The organism is Agathobaculum sp., assembly GCF_034098985.1.
In the GTDB taxonomy this organism is placed as follows: domain Bacteria; phylum Bacillota; class Clostridia; order Oscillospirales; family Butyricicoccaceae; genus Agathobaculum.
Window position 1 is genome coordinate 11,825 of sequence record NZ_JAXEOA010000013.1, and the last position, 18,268, is coordinate 30,092.

Genomic DNA, 18,268 nt, shown 5'->3' on the forward strand with positions numbered 1-18,268 from the left:
AATAAACATTAAACTTTTTGGACAAGGCTTGATTTTTCCTGTGGCAGGGATTATGATATCAGTGTTGGCACTCTGCTTGAAAGAGTGCTAATTTGAATATGACAGAGGTGGATATTTTATGGGCAAGAAACAGTTTAAGGCAGAATCCAAGCGTTTGCTGGATTTGATGATCAACTCCATTTATACGCATAAGGAGATTTTCCTGCGCGAGCTGATTTCAAATGCTTCCGATGCGACGGACAAGCTTTATTACAACGCTATGCAGGAGGGAAAAACCGGTATCACGCGTGAGGGATTGCCTATCGAATTGACGCTGGATAAGAAAAACCGGAAGTTTATTATTGAAGATCACGGCTGCGGCATGACAGCCGAAGAACTGGAGAGCAACCTTGGAACGATTGCGCATTCCGGCTCGCTGGCATTCAAGCAGGAGCAGGACGGCACAAGCGATATTGATATCATCGGACAGTTTGGTGTAGGCTTCTACGCGGCATTTATGGTGGCAAGCCATGTGGAAGTCGTATCGCGAACTGTGGGAAGAGAGACAGCAAACCGCTGGCAGTCGGACGGCGCCGCAGGATACGCGATCGAACCTTGTGACAAGGCGGAGAACGGCACGCGAATTACGCTGACGATTAAGGATAATACTGACCAGGAAAATTATGATGAATTTCTGGATGCATATCGTATTCAGTCGCTCGTGAAAAAGTATTCAGATTATATTCGTTATCCTATCAAAATGGATATGATAAAATCGCGCATGAAAGAGAAGCCGGCGGATGCCGCAGAGGACTACCAGCCGGAGTGGGAAGAGTACACGGAAAATGAAACGCTTAACTCAATGGTGCCGATCTGGAAAAAGTCCAAAAAGGAGCTGACCGAAGAGGATTATCATTCGTTCTACCGCACAAAATTTTATGATTATGAGCCGCCGCTGCGGTATATCCATTCCAGCACGGAAGGAGCTGTCACTTATACCGCAATGCTGTTTATTCCGTCGCATGCTTCAATGGATTATTACACGAAAGATTATGAAAAAGGGCTGCAGCTCTATTCAAACGGCGTTTTGATTATGGATAAATGTGCGGATCTGCTGCCTGATCACTTCAGCTTTGTACGGGGCATGGTCGACACGGCGGATCTTTCGCTTAATATTTCTCGCGAAATGCTCCAGCACGACCGGCATTTAAAAGCGATCGCGCAGAGCATTGAAAAGAAGATTAAAAGCGAGCTTTTAAAAATGCAGCAGGATGAGCGCGAAAATTATGAAAAGTTTTGGAATGCGTTTGGCCGACAGCTAAAATATGGCGCATATGTGGAATATGGCGCGCATAAAGAACTATTGCAGGATCTTCTGCTATATCATTCCTCGACTGAGGACAAAATGGTCACGCTTTCAGAATATGTTTCGCGGATGGGAGAGGAGCAAAAGTATATTTATTATGCCTGCGGCGAAACGGTTGATAAGATAAAATTGTTGCCGACCATGGAGACCCTTCGTGATAAAGGGTACGAAGTGCTGTGTCTGCATCATGATATTGATGAGTTTTGCATTAAAATGCTGGCAAACTATCAGGAAAAGCAGTTTAAATCAGTGACTGATCCGGATTTAGGGCTGGAAACGGAAGACGAAAAGCAGGAAATCGAAAAGCTGAGTGAAGATAATGCTGGCCTGCTATCCACATTGGGGGAAGCGCTTGGTGATAAGGTCAAGAAAGTTGTGCTGACCGGAAGGCTCAAGAGCCATCCATGCTGTCTGCGCGCCGAGGGCCCAGTAACGCTGGAAATGGAAAAAGTGCTTAACCAACAGGCGCTGGACGACAGCCAGCGCGTACACGCCGAACGTGTTCTCGAACTGAATGCGGAGCATCCGATATTTAAAAAATTGTGTGAATTACAGCAGGCGAATTCGGACAAGGTGAAAACATACGCCGACATTTTGTATACGCAAGCGCTGCTGATTGAAGGCATGCCGATCGACAACCCGGTTTCGTATGCCAACGCAGTCTGCGATTTGATCAGCTGATCAGCCGAAAAAGGGGGCCGCGCTTATGAAAAAGCTGCTTTTGATTATCAATCCACATGCGGGGCGGGGAGAGATTGCCGCAAAAGCAGTTGAATGTATTAATATCTTTCAACAAGCCGGCTATGATGTGACGGTTTATGTGACGCAAGGTTCGCAGGACGCTACGCGGGTGGCAAGCGAACGGTCGAAGGAATTTGACCGCATTGTATGTGCAGGCGGAGACGGTACGCTCAATGAGGTGGTAACAGGTCTGATGCAGTGCGACATGCGGCCGCCATTGGGCTATATCCCGGCGGGAACGACCAATGATTTTGCCACAAGCATCAATTTGCCCAAGGCACCGGTGGAAGCAGCACAGATCGCGGCGGATGGCGTGTTGCATGCACTCGATATCGGCAAATTTAATGACCGTTATTTCAACTATATCGCTGCGTTCGGCGCGTTTACTGAGGTATCCTACGCCACTCCACAGCAGAGCAAAAATATTTTTGGTCGCGCGGCGTATATTATGGAAGGTGTTAAATCGCTGGCCAACATCAAGACGCACCATATTAAAATCAAAAGCGATGAGTTTGCCGAAGAAGATGATTTTATCTATGGCATGGTTTCTAATTCGGTTTCTGTCGGCGGCTTTAAAGCGATTACGCCCGGAGAAGTGCGGCTGGACGATGGACTTTATGAGGTCTTGCTGGTATATCCCTTTGAAAATCCGATGGAATTGCAGTGGCTGGTAAACGATCTTCTTACGCATAACCAAGAATCGACACGCTTTGCGTATTTCCATACTTCGCATATTGCGTTCGATGCGGAAAATGAGGTGCCGTGGACACTGGACGGCGAATTTGGCGGGGCGAACAGGCAGGCGGAGATCCATAACTATAGTCAGGCGATTACGTTTGTCACAGGCGAATAAAAAGCAAGGGCTGCTACTTGTTGATAAGTAGCAGCCCTTGTTCGTCAGCAGCACTTCTTCTGGAAAGATTTGCAGTCGGTGCACTGATCTACCGTCGGATTCGATTCGTGGGTACCCACGGTGATGCAATCCAGCGCGCAGTACTCGGCGCAGTCACAGTGGTTGGCGCACTGTTCGACGGTGCAGCGGATAGCGGTGTTTTTGTTGGAACGATCCATGAGAGAGACCTCCTTTTTTGATTTCGAAATTAGTCTTTCCTGTGGCGTTCGTTTTATGCATTGACAACAACAAACGAAACCGCTATACTTTTACCAAAGACATCCTTTCCCGAAAGCACGGGCTAACGGGCGAGCGTCGCACCAATACTATATCTGCTATCAAAGATTTAAATCTGCGATGAAAGAACGGAAATGTTGAAAATTTGCGTCCTGTATCGGAGATACGGGACGCTTTTTTATGAAAAGGAGACCGGGACAATGGAAAACCGCATTGCAATTTTAGGCATTATCGTAGAGGATCGGGAATCAAGCAACCAGGTAAACGAGCTGTTGCATGTTTATGGAGAACACATCGTTGGACGTATGGGTATTCCTCATCAAAAAGAAGGCTGCTCGATTATCACGATCGTTATGGATTGTTCAAATGATACAATCAATGCTTTGTCCGGCAAACTTGGGCGGCTGAAAAATGTGCAAGTTAAATCAATGCTGGCCAAATAAGGAGAATATTCATGAAACGAATTGTTGTAGGTTTACTGGCGGTTGTTCTTGCGTGTACGGCGTTGTCCGGTTGCGCGGCGACGCAGCTCGTGACCGGGAAAGAGGAAAGCGTCACGGCACAGGAAGCGGTCGTTACGCGCATTGCGGCGCTCAAAGGACCGACTGCTATGGGCATTGTTAAGATGCTTGAGGACGACAAGGAAGCGGAATCTCCGCGATATGATGCTGCGCTCTATACTGCGGCGGACGAGATCGTTCCGCTGATCGGAAAAGGCGAGGTGGATATTGCGCTGGTCCCGACTAACCTGGCCGCTACTCTCTACAAAAAAACCGAAGGCGGCGTCGCGGTGATTGACGTCAACGCCGGCGATGTGCTTTATGGCGTGTCAAATGAGGAAAATTCTTTTTATTCAGTTTCCCAATTGAAAGGGAAGGTGCTGTATATGACTGGTAAAGGCACCACGCCCGAATGGTCACTGCGGTATCTCCTTTCTCAAAATGAAATGACGATGAATGATCTCACCGTTGAATTTAAGTCGGAGCCAACCGAGATCGTATCGTTGTTGACGCAAAATCCGGATGCTGTTGCAATTTTGCCGCAGCCATTCGCAACGGTTGCCGTTCAGCAAAACGACTCCCTGAGGCTATCTTACAGCATGAGCGACGAATGGCAGATGTATAGCGACCAGTCGATTCAGGCGGGCACGGCGACGGGCGTGACCATTGTCCGCCGCACGTTTTTGGAAAAACATCCGGAAGCGGTCAAGCAGTTTATCGAGGCTCATAAGGCATCGGTTGATTATATGCGGGATAACCCCGAGGAAGGAGCGAACCTGATTGAGGCTTACGGCATCTCCAAGGCAGAGGCATGCGTCAGCCTACTCAAATACCACACACCGCTGATCGCAGTCGCCGGTGAGAAGATGAAGGCCTGGGTGCAGGAGTATCTGGAGCATTTGTATGAGATCGCGCCCGAAGCGGTAGGCGGAGAGATGCCTGATGACGCGTTTTACTATGTTGGATAAACGGTGGGTTCGCAATGCGGCAGTAACGGCTTTCTGGCTTGCACTGTGGCAAATCGTATCGCTGTTTGCACCGGAATTTATGTTTGCAGGCCCTATACAGACCGTGCAGAGCCTGTTTGCTATGTGCTTTACAAGAACATTCTGGTTTTCGGTTGCTGGGACGCTGATAAAAATTGCAGCAGGGTATCTGTTGGCATTTCTATTGGGATGCTTTCTTGCTGCGCTGGGATATCGTTTTTCGTGGTTTCGGATGCTGCTGGAACCTGCTGTACAAGTGATGAAGAGTGTTCCGGTGGCGTGCTTTATTGTAGTGGCACTGATTTGGATCCATTCGGAATGGATCTCTATTTTAACGGCCTTTTTTGTCGTTTTCCCCGTATTGTATATCAATGTACTGGAGGGACTATCCGATGTGGATGGTAAACTGCTTGAAATGGCGCGGCTATTTCGTATCCCGCCGCGACGCAAATTTGGGGCAATCTACTTGCCTGCGCTAGCACCTTATCTATTGTCAGGCTGCCGTATAACGGTAGGCATGGCGCTGAAAGCGGGAATCGCAGGTGAAATCATCGGCCTTCCTGCGCATTCGATTGGAGAACAGCTATACCTGTCTAAGCTCTATCTCAATCTAGACGATTTATTTGCCTGGGCATTTGTTATCATCATTATAAGCGTGCTGCTGGAAAAACTGTTGATTTGCGTGCTGGACAAACTGCGGCAGGGAATAGGAGGCCGCAACATATGATTCGATGTGTAGATCTTTGTAAATCGTATCAGGGCAAGCAGGTGCTGAAAAACATCAATTGGGAGATCAAACAGGGGGAATGCTGGCAAGTGTGCGGCGCATCAGGCATTGGAAAAACCACGCTGCTCCGCTTGGTCATGGGTCTGGAAACGCCGGACAGAGGGATGGTTTTGGGCGCTGAGGGGCTACATTTTGCCCCGGTATTTCAAGAAGACGTGCTGATTGAGGACTGGAGCCCAATGGAAAATCTGGAGTTAGTGTATGGACGTAAGCCCAGCGCAGAGATATTGCGTGCGCTACTGCCGGATGATTCGTTGGAACAGCCCGTCCGTACATTGTCGGGCGGTATGCGGAGACGAGTCGCCATCGCGCGGGCACTGCTTGTAGAGTCTGATTTGCTCGTGATGGACGAACCGTTTGCCGGTCTCGATCAGGAAAATATTCGAAATGCGATTGCAGTCATCGAAGTGTATCGCCGGAGGCGGACGTGGATTCTGGTATCACACGGCGCGGAAGAACTCCTTTCTGGCATGAGAACTTTTACTTTGGAATAAACGACGGCCGAGAGGAGAATCAGTCCTCACGGCCGCTTTTCGGCTCTTATGCTTGACCTATTTGTCGGAAAACGGTATACTGTATCGGTAAAGGTTGTGAGAGGACATGCAAAAGGGAGATTTGGCAAAATTACAGCTGTTGCTTAGCGGGATTTCTGCGCGGCTGATGAAAAACCGGGATTATTTTGTTTACGCAACGTTTTCATTTGTTTCGGGGAAAAAGCAGTTTCCGGGTAGGTTGGAGCGCGCGGACGATGGATATGCGCTGACTTTTCAAGGAGCTACCAAGCCGGTTGACGCCACAGGCGTTTGCATGTTTTTCACGGAGCAAGCGCAAAAATTTGAAGAGGCAAGGCTGGATTATACGGAACGTGGAACGGTTATTACACTGACCGTTACGCCCCGCGGGGTGCAGATGAAGCAGACGGAACGACAGGCTGGCGCAGAGGAAAAAACAGCTGCCGTCAATCCGCTTTTGGACAGCGGACGAAACTATTTGATCCGGGTCGACCAGGCGGCGGCGCTGCTGCGCGAAATCGGCATTTTGACGGCTGAAGGCAAACTGAAAAACGATATGATCCGCAAATACAACCAAATCGATCATTATGTAGAGCTCGTCGCGCCGATGTTTGAACGGGACGACAGCGAAGAAATCGTATTGCTGGATTGTGCGTGTGGAAAATCGTACCTAAGCTTTGTCATGAATTTTTATCTGCGCGAAGTGCTTCACCGCCGTTGCCGTGTCATCGGTGTCGATATCAATGAACGCGTGGTTGAGGAAAGCCGGGCAATGGCAAAACGGCTGGGCTATCATAATATGGTATTCCAGTGCGCTGATCTGCGCGTGTTCCAGCCGCCCCAAAATGTAACGGCTGTGATTTCATTGCACGCCTGCGACATTGCAACCGACCTTGCGCTTGCAACTGCGCTTCGTACCCGCGCAAAATATATTGCCTGCGTGCCGTGCTGCCACAAAGAACTGCTTGATCAGTACCGCTTGCCTGGGTTGGAACCGTTGATGAGATCCGGCGTATTCAAAGCCCGGTTCAACGATGTGCTGACAGACAGTATGCGTGCGCTGCGGCTGGAAGCAGCAGGGTATAAGGTTTCAGTAGTGGAATATATTTCGCCGCTGGATACGCCCAAAAATCTGCTTATCCGTGCGGTGCGGTCTGGTCGGGACAATCCGTACGCAAGACAAGAGTACGAGTCGGTCCGCGCCCTTCTGGGCACGACCTCTGAGCTGGATCGTCAATGCGGCGCGATGGAGAATGATCTTTTTGTAACGGATGACGACCTGCTGCTGTAACCCCCCAAAAACCTCTGCATAGGCTGTATTGAAGAGTCTTCAATCACTATTTGGAGGTAAGTACACATGGCTGATAAAGTCTGTTGCCCCGGCCCGGTCTGCGGCAGTGGCACGAATAACTCTACCGCCGGCGGCTTCCGCGAAGCTGTCTGCGTTCACACCAATAAAGTTTACGATTCCTGCAAGAGCAAGGAATGCCTGCGCGACATCCGCGTTTACCTGTGCCGCGAGGGTCAGGAATTGCTCAACAGCGGCGGTATTGCCGCCGTCAAGCCCCGCAGCGCCGAGCTGCTTTGCGTTAAGATCGACGTTGAGCGCGTGCAATTCAACCGCGGTTTTTACTCGGTAGATATCCGCTTCTTCTACAAGATCGAAGTCGAGGTCAGCTGCCCGGTTGGCCGTCCGCGCATTATCGACGGACTGTCGGTATTTGACAAGCGCGTCATCCTGTTCGGCAGCGAGGGCGGCGCCCGCATCTTCTCGTCCCGCTATGTGGAAGACGGCATGGATGTTCAGCTTTGCACCAAGAGCAACCTGCCGCAGGCGATCGTCGAAGTCGTTGATCCGATCCTGCTCGATGCCCGCGTTGTGTCTCCCGAGACATCGTGCAATTGCTGCTGCTGCTGCCTGCGCGAGGTTCCGAACGCGCTGTGCGGCTGCTTCGGCGGCGACGACATCGTTCTTGACAACCAAGGCTATCAGCTGTTTGTAACGCTGGGACAGTTTTCGATCATCCGTCTGGAGCGCGATATCCAGCTGCTCATGCCAGCGTACGACATCTGCATGCCGCGCCGCGACTGCTCGAACAGCGGTACCGGCGAAGCACAGGATCCCTGCGCTGTATTCGCGAACTTTGAGTTCCCGATCGACGAATTCTTCCCGCCCAAGATGGATCGTTCTGACTGCTGCGGTTGTGGCTGCGGCCCGACGCAGACCGGGTGCGGCAATAACGCCTCCTGCGGCTGTGGGAATAACAATAGCAACAATTCCTGCGGTTGCAAGAGCTGCAACTGATTTTAGCGGAACCGCCGGCAAACGCCGGCGGTTCTTTTTATACATAGCAAGATGATGCGGCGCATAATGTAGAAGCAGGAACAAAATTAGGGGGGCAAGCCATGAAAGAGGAACGAAGTTTTGTCTATACGCTGATACTGGGTGTGTGTATGCTGCTGTCTCTGGTTTTGATTGGGAAAATGCTGCTACACCGCTCGGAACAGCCGAAGCAGCCAGACACACCCCCGCAGGCTGATCAACAGCAGGAGGATAATATGGAAGTTCAGATAGGCGAAGATGATTTGGGCGCCCTTATTACACAAGCGCTGCCGTTTGCCCCAGAGGAGTTGACAGTGCGTATCGCAAAAAGCGGTACCGTGGAGGTCAGCGCATCGGTAGATCACCAGGCATTGCTTGATAGCGGCGCTGTTCCGGGCAGCATGCGCACAGCCATGATGTTTTTGCCCGATCCCTGCAAAGTATATGGTGCGTGGCAGGTTACGTGGCAGGATGGTACGCTGTTGCTTACGGCACAGCGAATGGAAATTGCAGGTTTTGAACTGCCCGAGCAGACGGCTGGTGCGCTTACTGAGGCAATTGCGGGAGCGGTCAACGGCCAGATAAAAGAGTGGGGCGACTCTTTTGCAGAATTTATTTGCCAAGATGGAAGCCTGGTGCTAAAGCCATAAGAAAACCCCTCCGGTAAAGTCCGGGGGGGTTGTTTTTTAATCCGTAATAACGCGTCCGCCGCCTTGGAAGCGGGAGGAGTAGGTGCCAGTGAGTGTGTCATATTTGACGACATCGCCGGTGTGCGGGGAATGGATAAATTGGTTGTCGCCAACATAAATGCCAACATGACTGATTGACGATGCACTTGAACCAAAGAACACCAAGTCGCCCGGAAGAAGTTCATCCATAGAAACGCGGTTGGTCGCATCAAACTGAGATTGCGCGACACGCGGGATAGTACCAACGGTATTGCTGAACACATAGGAGGTAAAGCCGGAGCAATCAAAGCCGCTTGGTGTGCTGCCGCCATAAACATACGGTGTGCCGAGATACTGCGCCGCAAAAGCCAGCACTTCACCACGTTGTGCATTGTCACCTATATAGGAGACAACTGCGGCGTTGCTGGAAACCGCCTTGTTGGGAATAGAAGCTGCGGAAGCTGCGCCGAAAGTCAGGTAATCGGGATGCATATAACCGGTTTTTCCGTTATAGCTGACTTTATACCAGCCGCTGTAAACGCCAAGCGCGCTGACCGTCGCTCCATTCGGCATTGAGGTGAGCACTTTGGCAGACATATTGGGCTGCTCACGCAGGTTGACCGTCGTATCGCAGACGACGCGTCCGCTGCCCAGCAGAAAATCGCCGTTTGAGGTGCCAGCCAGAAATTCACCGCTGACATAGCCTTCTTTGCCGCCGACCGCTACCTTAAACCAGCTATCGCTGTTTTTAATAACGGCAACTGTGGTACCTTGTTTCAATGTCGTTATGATCTCGCCACCGGGCGATTTACGCAGATACAAGGCATCCGCTTTGACCTTGGCGGGATATAGTGCGAGAGCACTTGGAAGAAGAATGGAAGCCGCCAGTGCCGCAGAAACAGCGGTTTGAATTAGTTTTTTGGATATATTCATTCTGGTAAACCCTCCGTTTCCGTTGGCTTACTTGCTGTTTAAGGCTCGGTTAAGCCAAATCGAGGCAATATCCATCGCCGCCCACAGGCTGTCTTTCTCGGTTTTTTTGATGATACGCTCTTTGATGCGGACGTTGGGATTCGTCTGCTGGAGCTGTACCGATACGCGTTTGGCTACCGCCAAATCTTTTACCGGAGCGGAGTCCAAAATTTGCATCATGATAATATGCGAATCACTCATACTGCCATAATAAATAATGTTTTCCTTGCGCATCAGCGGGTGACCCTTGTATTCGAGAAGGTCGTTCTTCTTAGCGGTGGTGGGCATATTGGCACTCCTTTATAGTTACAAAACGGTTACAATACAAAGTTACATTATGGAAACAGTATAACACGCATGCATAGATTTGTCAAATTGAAATTCCAAGCACGTATTTTTCAATATTTGTTGCCCATTTAAACTCCTACACTTTTTATAAGTACATTGTGGACAGCAAATTTGTATGTTAATATGGTTGTAAACAGTTATATGGTATTTACTATTAAAGCTGCGGCAAAATAGTAGCAATCAAACAAGGGATACGCAGGGGTGCAAATTAAATTTAAGCACTTGCATTTTATGAAAAAGGGAAAAGCGGTGAAATATGCAGAATGCGGTGAAATATGCAGAATATTGATTTGCTGGTACGCGACGTGCGTGCATTCAACAGCTATTTTAAAACGTTTGACAAAGTAGATGTTTGGATTAGTGATGGAAAAATTCTTTATATTGATCGAAAAAAAACGCGGGAATGTAATGCAAAATCCTATATAGACGGCGACGACCGCTGGATGATCCCCGGGCTGATCGATATCCATATGCACATTGAAAGTTCGATGATGACACCTGCGGCATTTTGCGACCGTCTCGTCGAATGTGGCGTGACGACAATTGTGTCTGAACCGCATGAGATGGCCAATGTGGGTGGCGTCCAGGGTGTACTGGATATGATCCGCGCGGGTGAAAATAGCCCAATCGATATTTTTTACGGGATTCCGAGTAGTGTCCCGTCAACTAAACCGGAACTGGAAACGACGGGCGGCGTTATCTACTGCAAGGATATGGAGCGGCTGAAGGAAAATCCTGCAGTAGCCTGCGTGGGTGAGGTGATGAATTATCGTCAGATCATCCGGAAAAACGACTTGGAAATTAGCAAATTTTTAAAAAAGCTGCGGACAATTGACCGGCTGTTTCCCATTGAGGGACATTGCCCAGCATTGGTCGATTTGGATTTGGCCAAATTCCTCTACCTCGGCATTAATGGAGACCATACAGAGCACAACATTGAAGAACTGCGCCAACGGTTTGCAGGCGGAATGTTTGTTGAAATACAAGAAAAAATGCTTAACTGCGAGGTTTTAGAATTTATCCACAAACATAACCTTTATGAATATTTTTGCTTTGTCACAGACGATGTGATGGCGGATACGCTTCAAACACAAGGCCATTTAGATGCATTGGTGCGAAAGGCCATTAAGGATGGTTTTGAACCGGCGCAGGCGGTCTATAATGCGACCTTCACACCCGCACGCCGCATGAACTTTTTCGACCGTGGCGCGCTGGATCCTGGCAAGAAAGCAGACTTTTTGCTGCTCGATGCGCTGGACACCTTTTCTATTGCTGCAACGTATAAAGACGGTAGTTGTATTTATGAGAAGGGGGCGCCTGCACGCACGTGGAACAATGGGACAGACTTTGCAGAGGCCTATTACCACAGTATCCGGTTACGAATGCAAAACGAACAAACCTTCCATGTCAAAGCTCCGATTATGGAAGGTACTGTCCGCGTACGCGCCATGGAAATGCGCGACGGCAGCACTAGGACGGCTGAGCGCATCGTAGAAATGCCGGTGCAAGGTGGCTTAGTACAATGGGAGCAGTCAGGTTGCTTGCTCGCCGCAGTATTAGAGCGTTATGGTAAAGGCGGCGGTATCGGCTTTGGCTTTGTCACTGGCGATTGTCACAAGCGCGGCGCTGTGGCTACCAGTTATGCGCACGACTGTCATAACATGCTGGTCGCAGGTGCAAATGTGAAGGACATTGCATTGGCGGTGAACCGGCTGATCGAGTTGCAGGGCGGCATGGTCGCCGTGGACGGAGGACAGGTGCAGGCCGAATTGCAGCTTAATATCGGCGGCATCCTGTCCGGTAGACCGGCGGCGGAGATCGGAGCGGCGCTCGGATGTGTGCGCGCGGCGATGGAGGCGCAGGGCTACCGGCATTATAACCCGATCATGTCGTTCTGCACGCTGACGCTGCCTGTTAGCCCGGCGCTTAAGCTGACGGACAAAGGCCTGATCGACGTCAAAGCGGCGTGCGTCGTACCACTTTTCGTTTAAAGATCATAAAAACACAGTTTAGGGGGAGACAACAATGAATAGCTGGCTGGAAAAGAGATTTCACCTGAGCGAGTATAATACTAATGCCCGCACGGAGGTCCTCGCGGGCGTCACGACCTTTGTGACCATGGCATATGTACTGGGGACGATTCCAAACATGATGGGGAATGCGGGGCTCGACCGCGGCGTCATTCTAACATCAATGATACTGCTAATTATTCTGACGACCGTCGTTATGGCGTTCGTGACCAACCGCCCGTTCGCGCTGGCGCCCGGGCTGGGAAGCGTGGGCATCGTCGTGGGCATGATGGCGAACGACGGCGTTTCCCCGGCGGTCACTGCAGGCGTCATCTTTTGGAGTGGCATCATTTTTATGCTGATCTCGTATGTTGGTCTGCGGGATGCGGTCGTAAAGGCGATCCCGCCCAGCTTAAAGCACGCGGTCAGCGCGGGCATTGGCCTGTTTATCGCACTGCTCGGCTGCAAAAACGCCAAGCTGATTGTCGCGGTCGAGGGGAAAAACAACCTTGGCTGGGGGGAACTGGCCAGCCCGGCGGTTATCCTGGCTTTCATTGGCTTTATCCTGATTCTGGTTACAAAGACGCTCAAAGTGCCCGGCTACATGATTGTTTCCATTCTGATAACCACGCTGATCGGCATCCCGATGGGGATTACCAAGCTGCCCGAAACACTGCTGATGGCACCCGGAAACCCGCTCGGCAATTTCTTGAACATGGATATCCTGGGCGCGTTGCGCTTTGCTTATATCCCTTTCCTGATCGCGCTGTTTGTACCCGACTTCTTTTCGACGTTCGGTACGGCCATCGGGGTCGGCGGCAAAGCGGGCTATCTAGATAAGGATGGGAACCTGCCCGGCATTGATAAGGTCTTCAAAGTGGACGCGGTTTCAACCGTCGTCGGCTCGGCGTTCTGTATGCCGTGTATGACGACGTATCTGGAATCCTCGGCAGGCGTCGAGGCGGGCGGCAAGACCGGCCTGACTGCGGTTTCCACCGCAGTCTGCTTTGCGTTCACGCTGCTACTCACGCCGATCGCACTGATGATTCCGTCTGCCGCGACCGCGCCCGCACTGATTATTATCGGAGTCGGTATGATGAGCGCGCTGAAAAACATTGATTTCTCCGACTATACCGAGAGTTTCCCGGCATTCCTCTGCGTCGCTTTCACGATTTTTGCCAACAACATTGCCAACGGCATCTGTGTCGCACTGCCTATATATCTGCTCCTAAAGCTGGCTTCGGGCCGTATCCGCGAGATCCCTAAGGTTATGTATGTGCTAATCGCGGTCTGCCTGTTGTATTTCTGGACGATTCTATAAGGAAGGCTTTTAAAACGCCGCGCGGCTTCGTGCGGCGTTTTGTTTTGCCGAAACATTGAATCTGCGGCCGCTTTATGGTAAAATAACGCCAAATGCATTTTTAGAATGAGGGAATTATGGAAATCGGTACTTTTGAACTGCTGAAAACCGAAGGCGCGGCGCGCCGCGGCGCGTTTATGACCGCGCACGGCGTGGTGCAGACCCCGGTGTTTCAGAATGTGGGCACGCAGGGCGCGATCAAAGGCGCGGTCGATGCGTTCGACTTGAAAGAGCTGGGCTGCCAGGTCGAATTATCCAACACCTATCACCTGCACGTGCGCCCCGGGGATCAGGTTGTGAAGCAGATGGGCGGTTTGCACAAATTCATGCGCTGGGATGGACCAATGCTGACGGATTCGGGCGGCTTTCAAGTGTTTTCTTTGGCTACGCTGCGCAAGATCAAGGAGGAAGGCGTATGCTTCCATTCGCATGTCGACGGTCGCAAAATTTTTATGGGGCCTGAGGAAAGCATGCGGATTCAGTCCAACCTAGGCTCGGATATTGCGATGGCGTTTGACGAATGTATTGAAAACCCCGCGCCGCGAGAATATGTACAAGCGTCCATCGAACGGACAACCCGCTGGCTGGAACGCTGCAAAACAGAAATGAACCGTCTAAACAGCCTGCCGGGGACGGTCAACCCACAGCAAATGCTGTTTGGCATCAACCAAGGCGGCACCTACGACGATCTACGCGTGCAGCATATGGAGGAGATCGCAAAGCTGGATTTGCCGGGTTATGCGATCGGCGGCCTTGCAGTGGGGGAAAGCACGGAAGTAATGTATCATATCCTGGATGTCGTCCTGCCGCATGCGCCGCAGAACAAACCGCGCTATTTGATGGGAGTGGGCACGCCGTCCAACATTATTGAGGGTGTGGCACGTGGCGTGGACTTTTTCGATTGTGTCATGCCGACCCGTAACGCGCGGCACGGCCATTTGTTCACACATCACGGTATCCTGAATATTATGAACGCCAAATACCAGACGGACGATAGGCCGATCGAAGAGGGCTGCCAATGCCCGACTTGCCGACGATTCAGCCGTGCATATCTGCGGCATTTGCTCAAAGCGGGGGAGATGCTGTCACAGCGGCTGCTTGTCATGCATAACCTATGGTTCTATAACCATTTGATGGAGGAGATTCGTCAGCATCTGGAGGCGGGCACCTTTGCTGCTTTCCGCGCGGAATACAGCGAGCAAATGGGCAAACGCATTTAAAACAGCAAAGCGCTCCGAAGTCGGGGCGCTTTGTTCATATCGGCAAGCTGCGCCGCATACCCTTTCAGTGAAATGGGGTCATGCTGTGCGGATACGAAAAAAGACGATTTTATATGCGGCCAGCGTTTTGGCCTGCGGCAATCTGGCACTGCAGGCGTTGGGGTTTTTATATCGGATTTTGTTGAGCCACTTTGCGGGAGCCGAAGGGCTGGGCGTTTACCGCTTGGTTAATTCGGCGTATCTCGTGCTGAATGCAGGCTGCCTATCGGGCGTTACAATGGCATGCTCTCGTTTAAGTGCCGCTTATGAAGCGCGTGGTGAACAGGATCGGCTATCTGCGATTTTACGCCTGTCGTTTACCGCGTTTGGTGCCATGCTGGCGGGTTGCACGGCGGTGGTACTGCTGGCCCGCGATACGATTGCTGTAGACTTGCTTGGGGATGTTCGTTGTTCGCGTGCCTTGCCGTATTTATTACTGTGTCTGGCGCTCACCGGTATTGAGAACATCTTTAAATCGCTGTGCATTGGCTTGGAGCGTATGCAATATACGGCGGTTTCCGAAGTTGGGGAACAAACGGTTCGTATTGCGGCGGTTTTTTGCCTGCTATTTGCCTACGGCGGCAATGATTATGGCGTGATCGCCATGCTAATCTTTGCAGGGATGGTTGTCAGTGAGGTGTTCAGCGCTTTATTTCTCACCGGCCTATACCGTAAGCAGATTCGACGCCCCGGACGGCGCGCGCCAATTGACCGGATGCTACGCCATCAGTTTTTCGTCATTGCTTTACCTTTATCGGTTTCCGCACTGGGCAGCAATCTGCTCAGTTCAGCTGGATCCGTCCTGCTGCCGCAACGGCTGATGGTAGCCGGATTGACCTATGAGCAATCCCTTTCCGCTCTCGGTGTAATTTCAGGCATGGCCATGCCGCTGATTCTGCTGCCTATTGCGCTGGTCAGTTCTGTATGCACCGCGCTTCTGCCTGCAATTACCGCGGCTCAGGCGGTCGGCAATTTAAATCGTATGCGTTCGCTTGTGGGGAAATCCATTTCCACCGTGGGGCTGATTGCACTTCCCGCAACTGCTGTATTGGTGCCGCTCGCACCGCGGCTTAGCGAGGTGTTTTTTGGACAATCACTGACGCTGCCATATGTTGCAATACTGGGCGTTGTCGCGGTATCGAATTACTATCAAATGGCTTCTGGAAGCCTGCTCAACGCACTGGGGCTGCAGCATTTCAATGTTGCAACAGCAATCAGCGCCGAACTGCTTCAATTGCTGCTCCTATACCGGTGGTGCGCGCGGCCGACAATGGGGATTTATGGATACCTGTTTGCGATGCTCCTGTCTAGCGCGGGGGCATTTGCGGTCAACCTGACTGTGTTGTATCACCGGACAGGTTTTTCGCTTCGACCGCTCCGGCGGTTTGGCGTACCGTTGCTCTGCGCCGCGACTCTGTTCGGCTGGACACGAGCGTTTTATAGGATATTCCGCCTTTATTGCACGGCGGAGTGGGGGGCATTGATATTGACTGTTTGCAGTGCGGGTGTCTTATATGTGCTGATCCTTCGCCTGTTCGGCGTGCGCCTGCTGCGCTATATCGGCAGGCGAATGGAACCATCTGGCACTTTGCCGCCAGCGCTCATGCTCTGACGCTTGACAAGCGACTGCAAACCCGATATGATGAATCAGAAGTTGACGGCTCTTGACCGCAGACGCGGCAAGGGCCTTTTTTCTGGAAAGAGGGAGATTATGGAATTGACCATGTGCTGTCCGACTTTGTTCGGGCTGGAGGGAATCGTGGCGGACGAACTGCGGTTCGGAGGAAAGCTGAATGACGTGCAGGCGGAAAATGGACGCGTCTTGTTTGAGGGCGACGAGCGGACGCTGGCTTGGGCGAATCTGCATCTGCGCTGCGCCGAACGTGTGCTGATCCGTCTAGGCACCTTTTCGGCCCAAACCTTTGATATGCTGTTCGAGGGTGTGCGTGCGCTGCCTTGGGAACAGTTTATTCCCAAGGACGGTTCGTTCCCAGTCAAAGGATATAGTCTGGATTCTGCGCTGCATTCCATCCCAGACTGCCAGAAAATTATTAAAAAGGCAGTGGTCGAACGTCTAGGGCGTGTGTATGGACAAAACTGGTTTGACGAGACTGGTGCCAAATATCAAATCCAGTTTTCCATCATGCATGATACTGCCGAACTTTTTCTTGACACTTCGGGCGCAGGTCTGCATAAGCGCGGTTACCGGGCAAACGCCAACGCCGCTCCGCTGCGAGAAACGCTGGCTGCCGCCATGGTCAAGCTTGCACGCTGGCGGGGGAAAGAGCCGCTGCTTGATCCATTTTGCGGATCAGGCACGATTGCTATTGAAGCCGCAATGATCGCAACGCGGCGTGCGCCTGGCTTAATGCGCGCGTTTGATGCGGACAAATGGGCATGCATTGATACAAACGTTTGGCGGCAGGCGAGGGAAGACGCGCTAGAACAGATGGACGGTGCAGCACGCTTTGATATTGCAGGCAGCGACCTCGATCCTGATTGTGTCGCGCTGTCGCAGGAAAATGCGAAAAAGGCGGGCGTTTTGCATACAATCAGGTTTACGCAGGCAGACGCTTGCAAACTGGACTATCGGAAAAAGGGAACTTTGTTTGCCAACCCGCCCTACGGCGAGCGTCTGCTCGATATGGAATCGGCGCAAAAGCTGTATGCGTCGTTTGGACGCGCGGTTGGCCATTCGCCCATGAAGCAGTATATTTTGAGCTCGGATATCGCGTTTGAACGGTTTTTCGGGAAAAAGGCGGATAAACGGCGCAAACTCTATAATGGGATGATTAAATGCGATCTGTATATGTATTTTAAGCACTCGCCGCGCCCGTCTGCTAAAACCAGCGAGCTCAGCCAGAATGGCTTAACAAAAAATTCATAAATTTTTTGCTGTGTTTTCCAAAAAACCTCTTGCGCAAATACAAACACTGGTGTAATATAATACTCGTGTTAGCACTCGTGATATATGAGTGCTAAAATAGATTCGTCAATTTTTATTCATCATAAGGAGGAACCCGTTATGAAACTCAAGCCCCTTTCTGATCGCGTTGTCATTAAGATGTGCGAGGCCGAGGAGACTACGGCAAGCGGCATTATCCTGACCGCTTCCGCGCAGGAAAAGCCGCAGGTCGCTGAGGTGATCGAGGTCGGCCCCGGCGGTGTGGTCGACGGCAAGGAGATCACCATGGAGGTGAAAAAAGGCCAGAAGGTCATCACGGGCAAGTATTCCGGCACCGAGGTGAAGCTCGACGGCGAGGAATACATCATTGTTCGCCAGAGTGATATTCTTGCGGTAGTAGAGTGATTTTGAGGAGGTAATGCAA

General features: G+C 51.2%; 18 protein-coding genes. 15 read left to right on the forward strand and 3 right to left on the reverse strand.

Features of this window, described 5'->3' with window-relative positions; all coding sequences use genetic code 11:
* Window positions 1–118: 118 nt before the first annotated feature.
* On the forward strand, window positions 119–2,026 hold the full coding sequence (htpG, locus tag SO058_RS03455; protein ID WP_320841605.1) for a molecular chaperone HtpG: 1,908 nt from the start codon (window positions 119–121) through the stop codon (window positions 2,024–2,026).
* 25 nt (window positions 2,027–2,051) lie between these two features.
* On the forward strand, window positions 2,052–2,939 hold the full coding sequence (locus SO058_RS03460) for a diacylglycerol/lipid kinase family protein (protein WP_320841606.1): 888 nt from the start codon (window positions 2,052–2,054) through the stop codon (window positions 2,937–2,939).
* Window positions 2,940–2,983: 44 nt separating this feature from the next.
* Here the strand turns inward: SO058_RS03460 and SO058_RS03465 are convergent, their stop codons facing one another.
* Entirely contained in the window at window positions 2,984–3,157 is a 174-nt protein-coding gene (locus SO058_RS03465; protein ID WP_320841607.1) for a DUF1540 domain-containing protein, read from the reverse strand.
* A gap of 258 nt (window positions 3,158–3,415) precedes the next feature.
* Here SO058_RS03465 and SO058_RS03470 point away from each other — a divergent pair, with 258 nt between their 5' ends.
* The 7 genes from SO058_RS03470 (at window position 3,416) to SO058_RS03500 (ending at window position 8,973) form a co-directional block, all read left to right on the forward strand.
* Complete coding sequence (locus SO058_RS03470) at window positions 3,416–3,658, forward strand: TM1266 family iron-only hydrogenase system putative regulator (protein WP_320841608.1); 243 nt, start codon at window positions 3,416–3,418, stop codon at window positions 3,656–3,658.
* An 11-nt stretch (window positions 3,659–3,669) separates the two neighbouring features.
* The gene (locus SO058_RS03475; RefSeq protein WP_320841609.1) at window positions 3,670–4,683 is read left to right on the forward strand and encodes an ABC transporter substrate-binding protein; all 1,014 of its coding nucleotides are present in this window, start codon (window positions 3,670–3,672) and stop codon (window positions 4,681–4,683) included.
* Window positions 4,658–5,428 carry an ABC transporter permease gene (locus tag SO058_RS03480; RefSeq protein WP_320841610.1) on the forward strand — a complete coding sequence of 257 codons (771 nt, stop codon included), beginning with the start codon at window positions 4,658–4,660 and terminating at the stop codon, window positions 5,426–5,428. Before SO058_RS03475 ends, SO058_RS03480 begins: the two co-directional genes overlap by 26 nt.
* Window positions 5,425–5,982 (forward strand): ABC transporter ATP-binding protein, encoded by a 558-nt coding sequence (locus SO058_RS03485; protein ID WP_320841611.1) that lies wholly within the window; start codon window positions 5,425–5,427, stop codon window positions 5,980–5,982. The genes SO058_RS03480 and SO058_RS03485 overlap by 4 nt, the downstream gene beginning before the upstream one ends.
* Window positions 5,983–6,103: 121 nt before the next feature.
* On the forward strand, window positions 6,104–7,291 hold the full coding sequence (locus SO058_RS03490; protein ID WP_320841612.1) for a class I SAM-dependent methyltransferase: 1,188 nt from the start codon (window positions 6,104–6,106) through the stop codon (window positions 7,289–7,291).
* 66 nt (window positions 7,292–7,357) lie between these two features.
* Window positions 7,358–8,305: a hypothetical protein gene (locus tag SO058_RS03495; RefSeq protein ID WP_320841613.1), complete on the forward strand. Its 948-nt coding sequence runs from the start codon at window positions 7,358–7,360 to the stop codon at window positions 8,303–8,305.
* 101 nt (window positions 8,306–8,406) lie between these two features.
* Window positions 8,407–8,973 carry a hypothetical protein gene (locus tag SO058_RS03500; protein ID WP_320841614.1) on the forward strand — a complete coding sequence of 189 codons (567 nt, stop codon included), beginning with the start codon at window positions 8,407–8,409 and terminating at the stop codon, window positions 8,971–8,973.
* A gap of 36 nt (window positions 8,974–9,009) precedes the next feature.
* Here the strand turns inward: SO058_RS03500 and SO058_RS03505 are convergent, their stop codons facing one another.
* Window positions 9,010–9,924, reverse strand: coding sequence for a C40 family peptidase (locus SO058_RS03505; RefSeq protein WP_320841615.1), 915 nt, complete (start codon window positions 9,922–9,924; stop codon window positions 9,010–9,012).
* Between the two features lie 27 nt (window positions 9,925–9,951).
* Window positions 9,952–10,251: a hypothetical protein gene (locus SO058_RS03510; protein WP_320841616.1), complete on the reverse strand. Its 300-nt coding sequence runs from the start codon at window positions 10,249–10,251 to the stop codon at window positions 9,952–9,954.
* A 335-nt stretch (window positions 10,252–10,586) separates the two neighbouring features.
* Between SO058_RS03510 and SO058_RS03515 the strand changes: the two genes are divergently transcribed.
* The 6 genes from SO058_RS03515 (at window position 10,587) to SO058_RS03540 (ending at window position 18,249) form a co-directional block, all read left to right on the forward strand.
* Window positions 10,587–12,302 (forward strand): adenine deaminase C-terminal domain-containing protein, encoded by a 1,716-nt coding sequence (locus SO058_RS03515; protein ID WP_320841617.1) that lies wholly within the window; start codon window positions 10,587–10,589, stop codon window positions 12,300–12,302.
* Window positions 12,303–12,336: 34 nt separating this feature from the next.
* Entirely contained in the window at window positions 12,337–13,641 is a 1,305-nt protein-coding gene (locus SO058_RS03520) for an NCS2 family permease (protein ID WP_320841618.1), read from the forward strand.
* 116 nt (window positions 13,642–13,757) lie between these two features.
* Window positions 13,758–14,900, forward strand: a complete 1,143-nt coding sequence (gene tgt / locus SO058_RS03525) for a tRNA guanosine(34) transglycosylase Tgt (protein WP_320841619.1) — start codon at window positions 13,758–13,760, stop codon at window positions 14,898–14,900.
* Window positions 14,851–16,551: an oligosaccharide flippase family protein gene (locus SO058_RS03530; protein WP_320841620.1), complete on the forward strand. Its 1,701-nt coding sequence runs from the start codon at window positions 14,851–14,853 to the stop codon at window positions 16,549–16,551. The genes tgt and SO058_RS03530 overlap by 50 nt, the downstream gene beginning before the upstream one ends.
* Window positions 16,552–16,650: 99 nt before the next feature.
* Window positions 16,651–17,826, forward strand: coding sequence for a THUMP domain-containing class I SAM-dependent RNA methyltransferase (locus SO058_RS03535; RefSeq protein ID WP_320841621.1), 1,176 nt, complete (start codon window positions 16,651–16,653; stop codon window positions 17,824–17,826).
* Between the two features lie 138 nt (window positions 17,827–17,964).
* Window positions 17,965–18,249, forward strand: a complete 285-nt coding sequence (locus tag SO058_RS03540) for a co-chaperone GroES (protein ID WP_320841622.1) — start codon at window positions 17,965–17,967, stop codon at window positions 18,247–18,249.
* Window positions 18,250–18,268 lie beyond the last annotated feature (19 nt).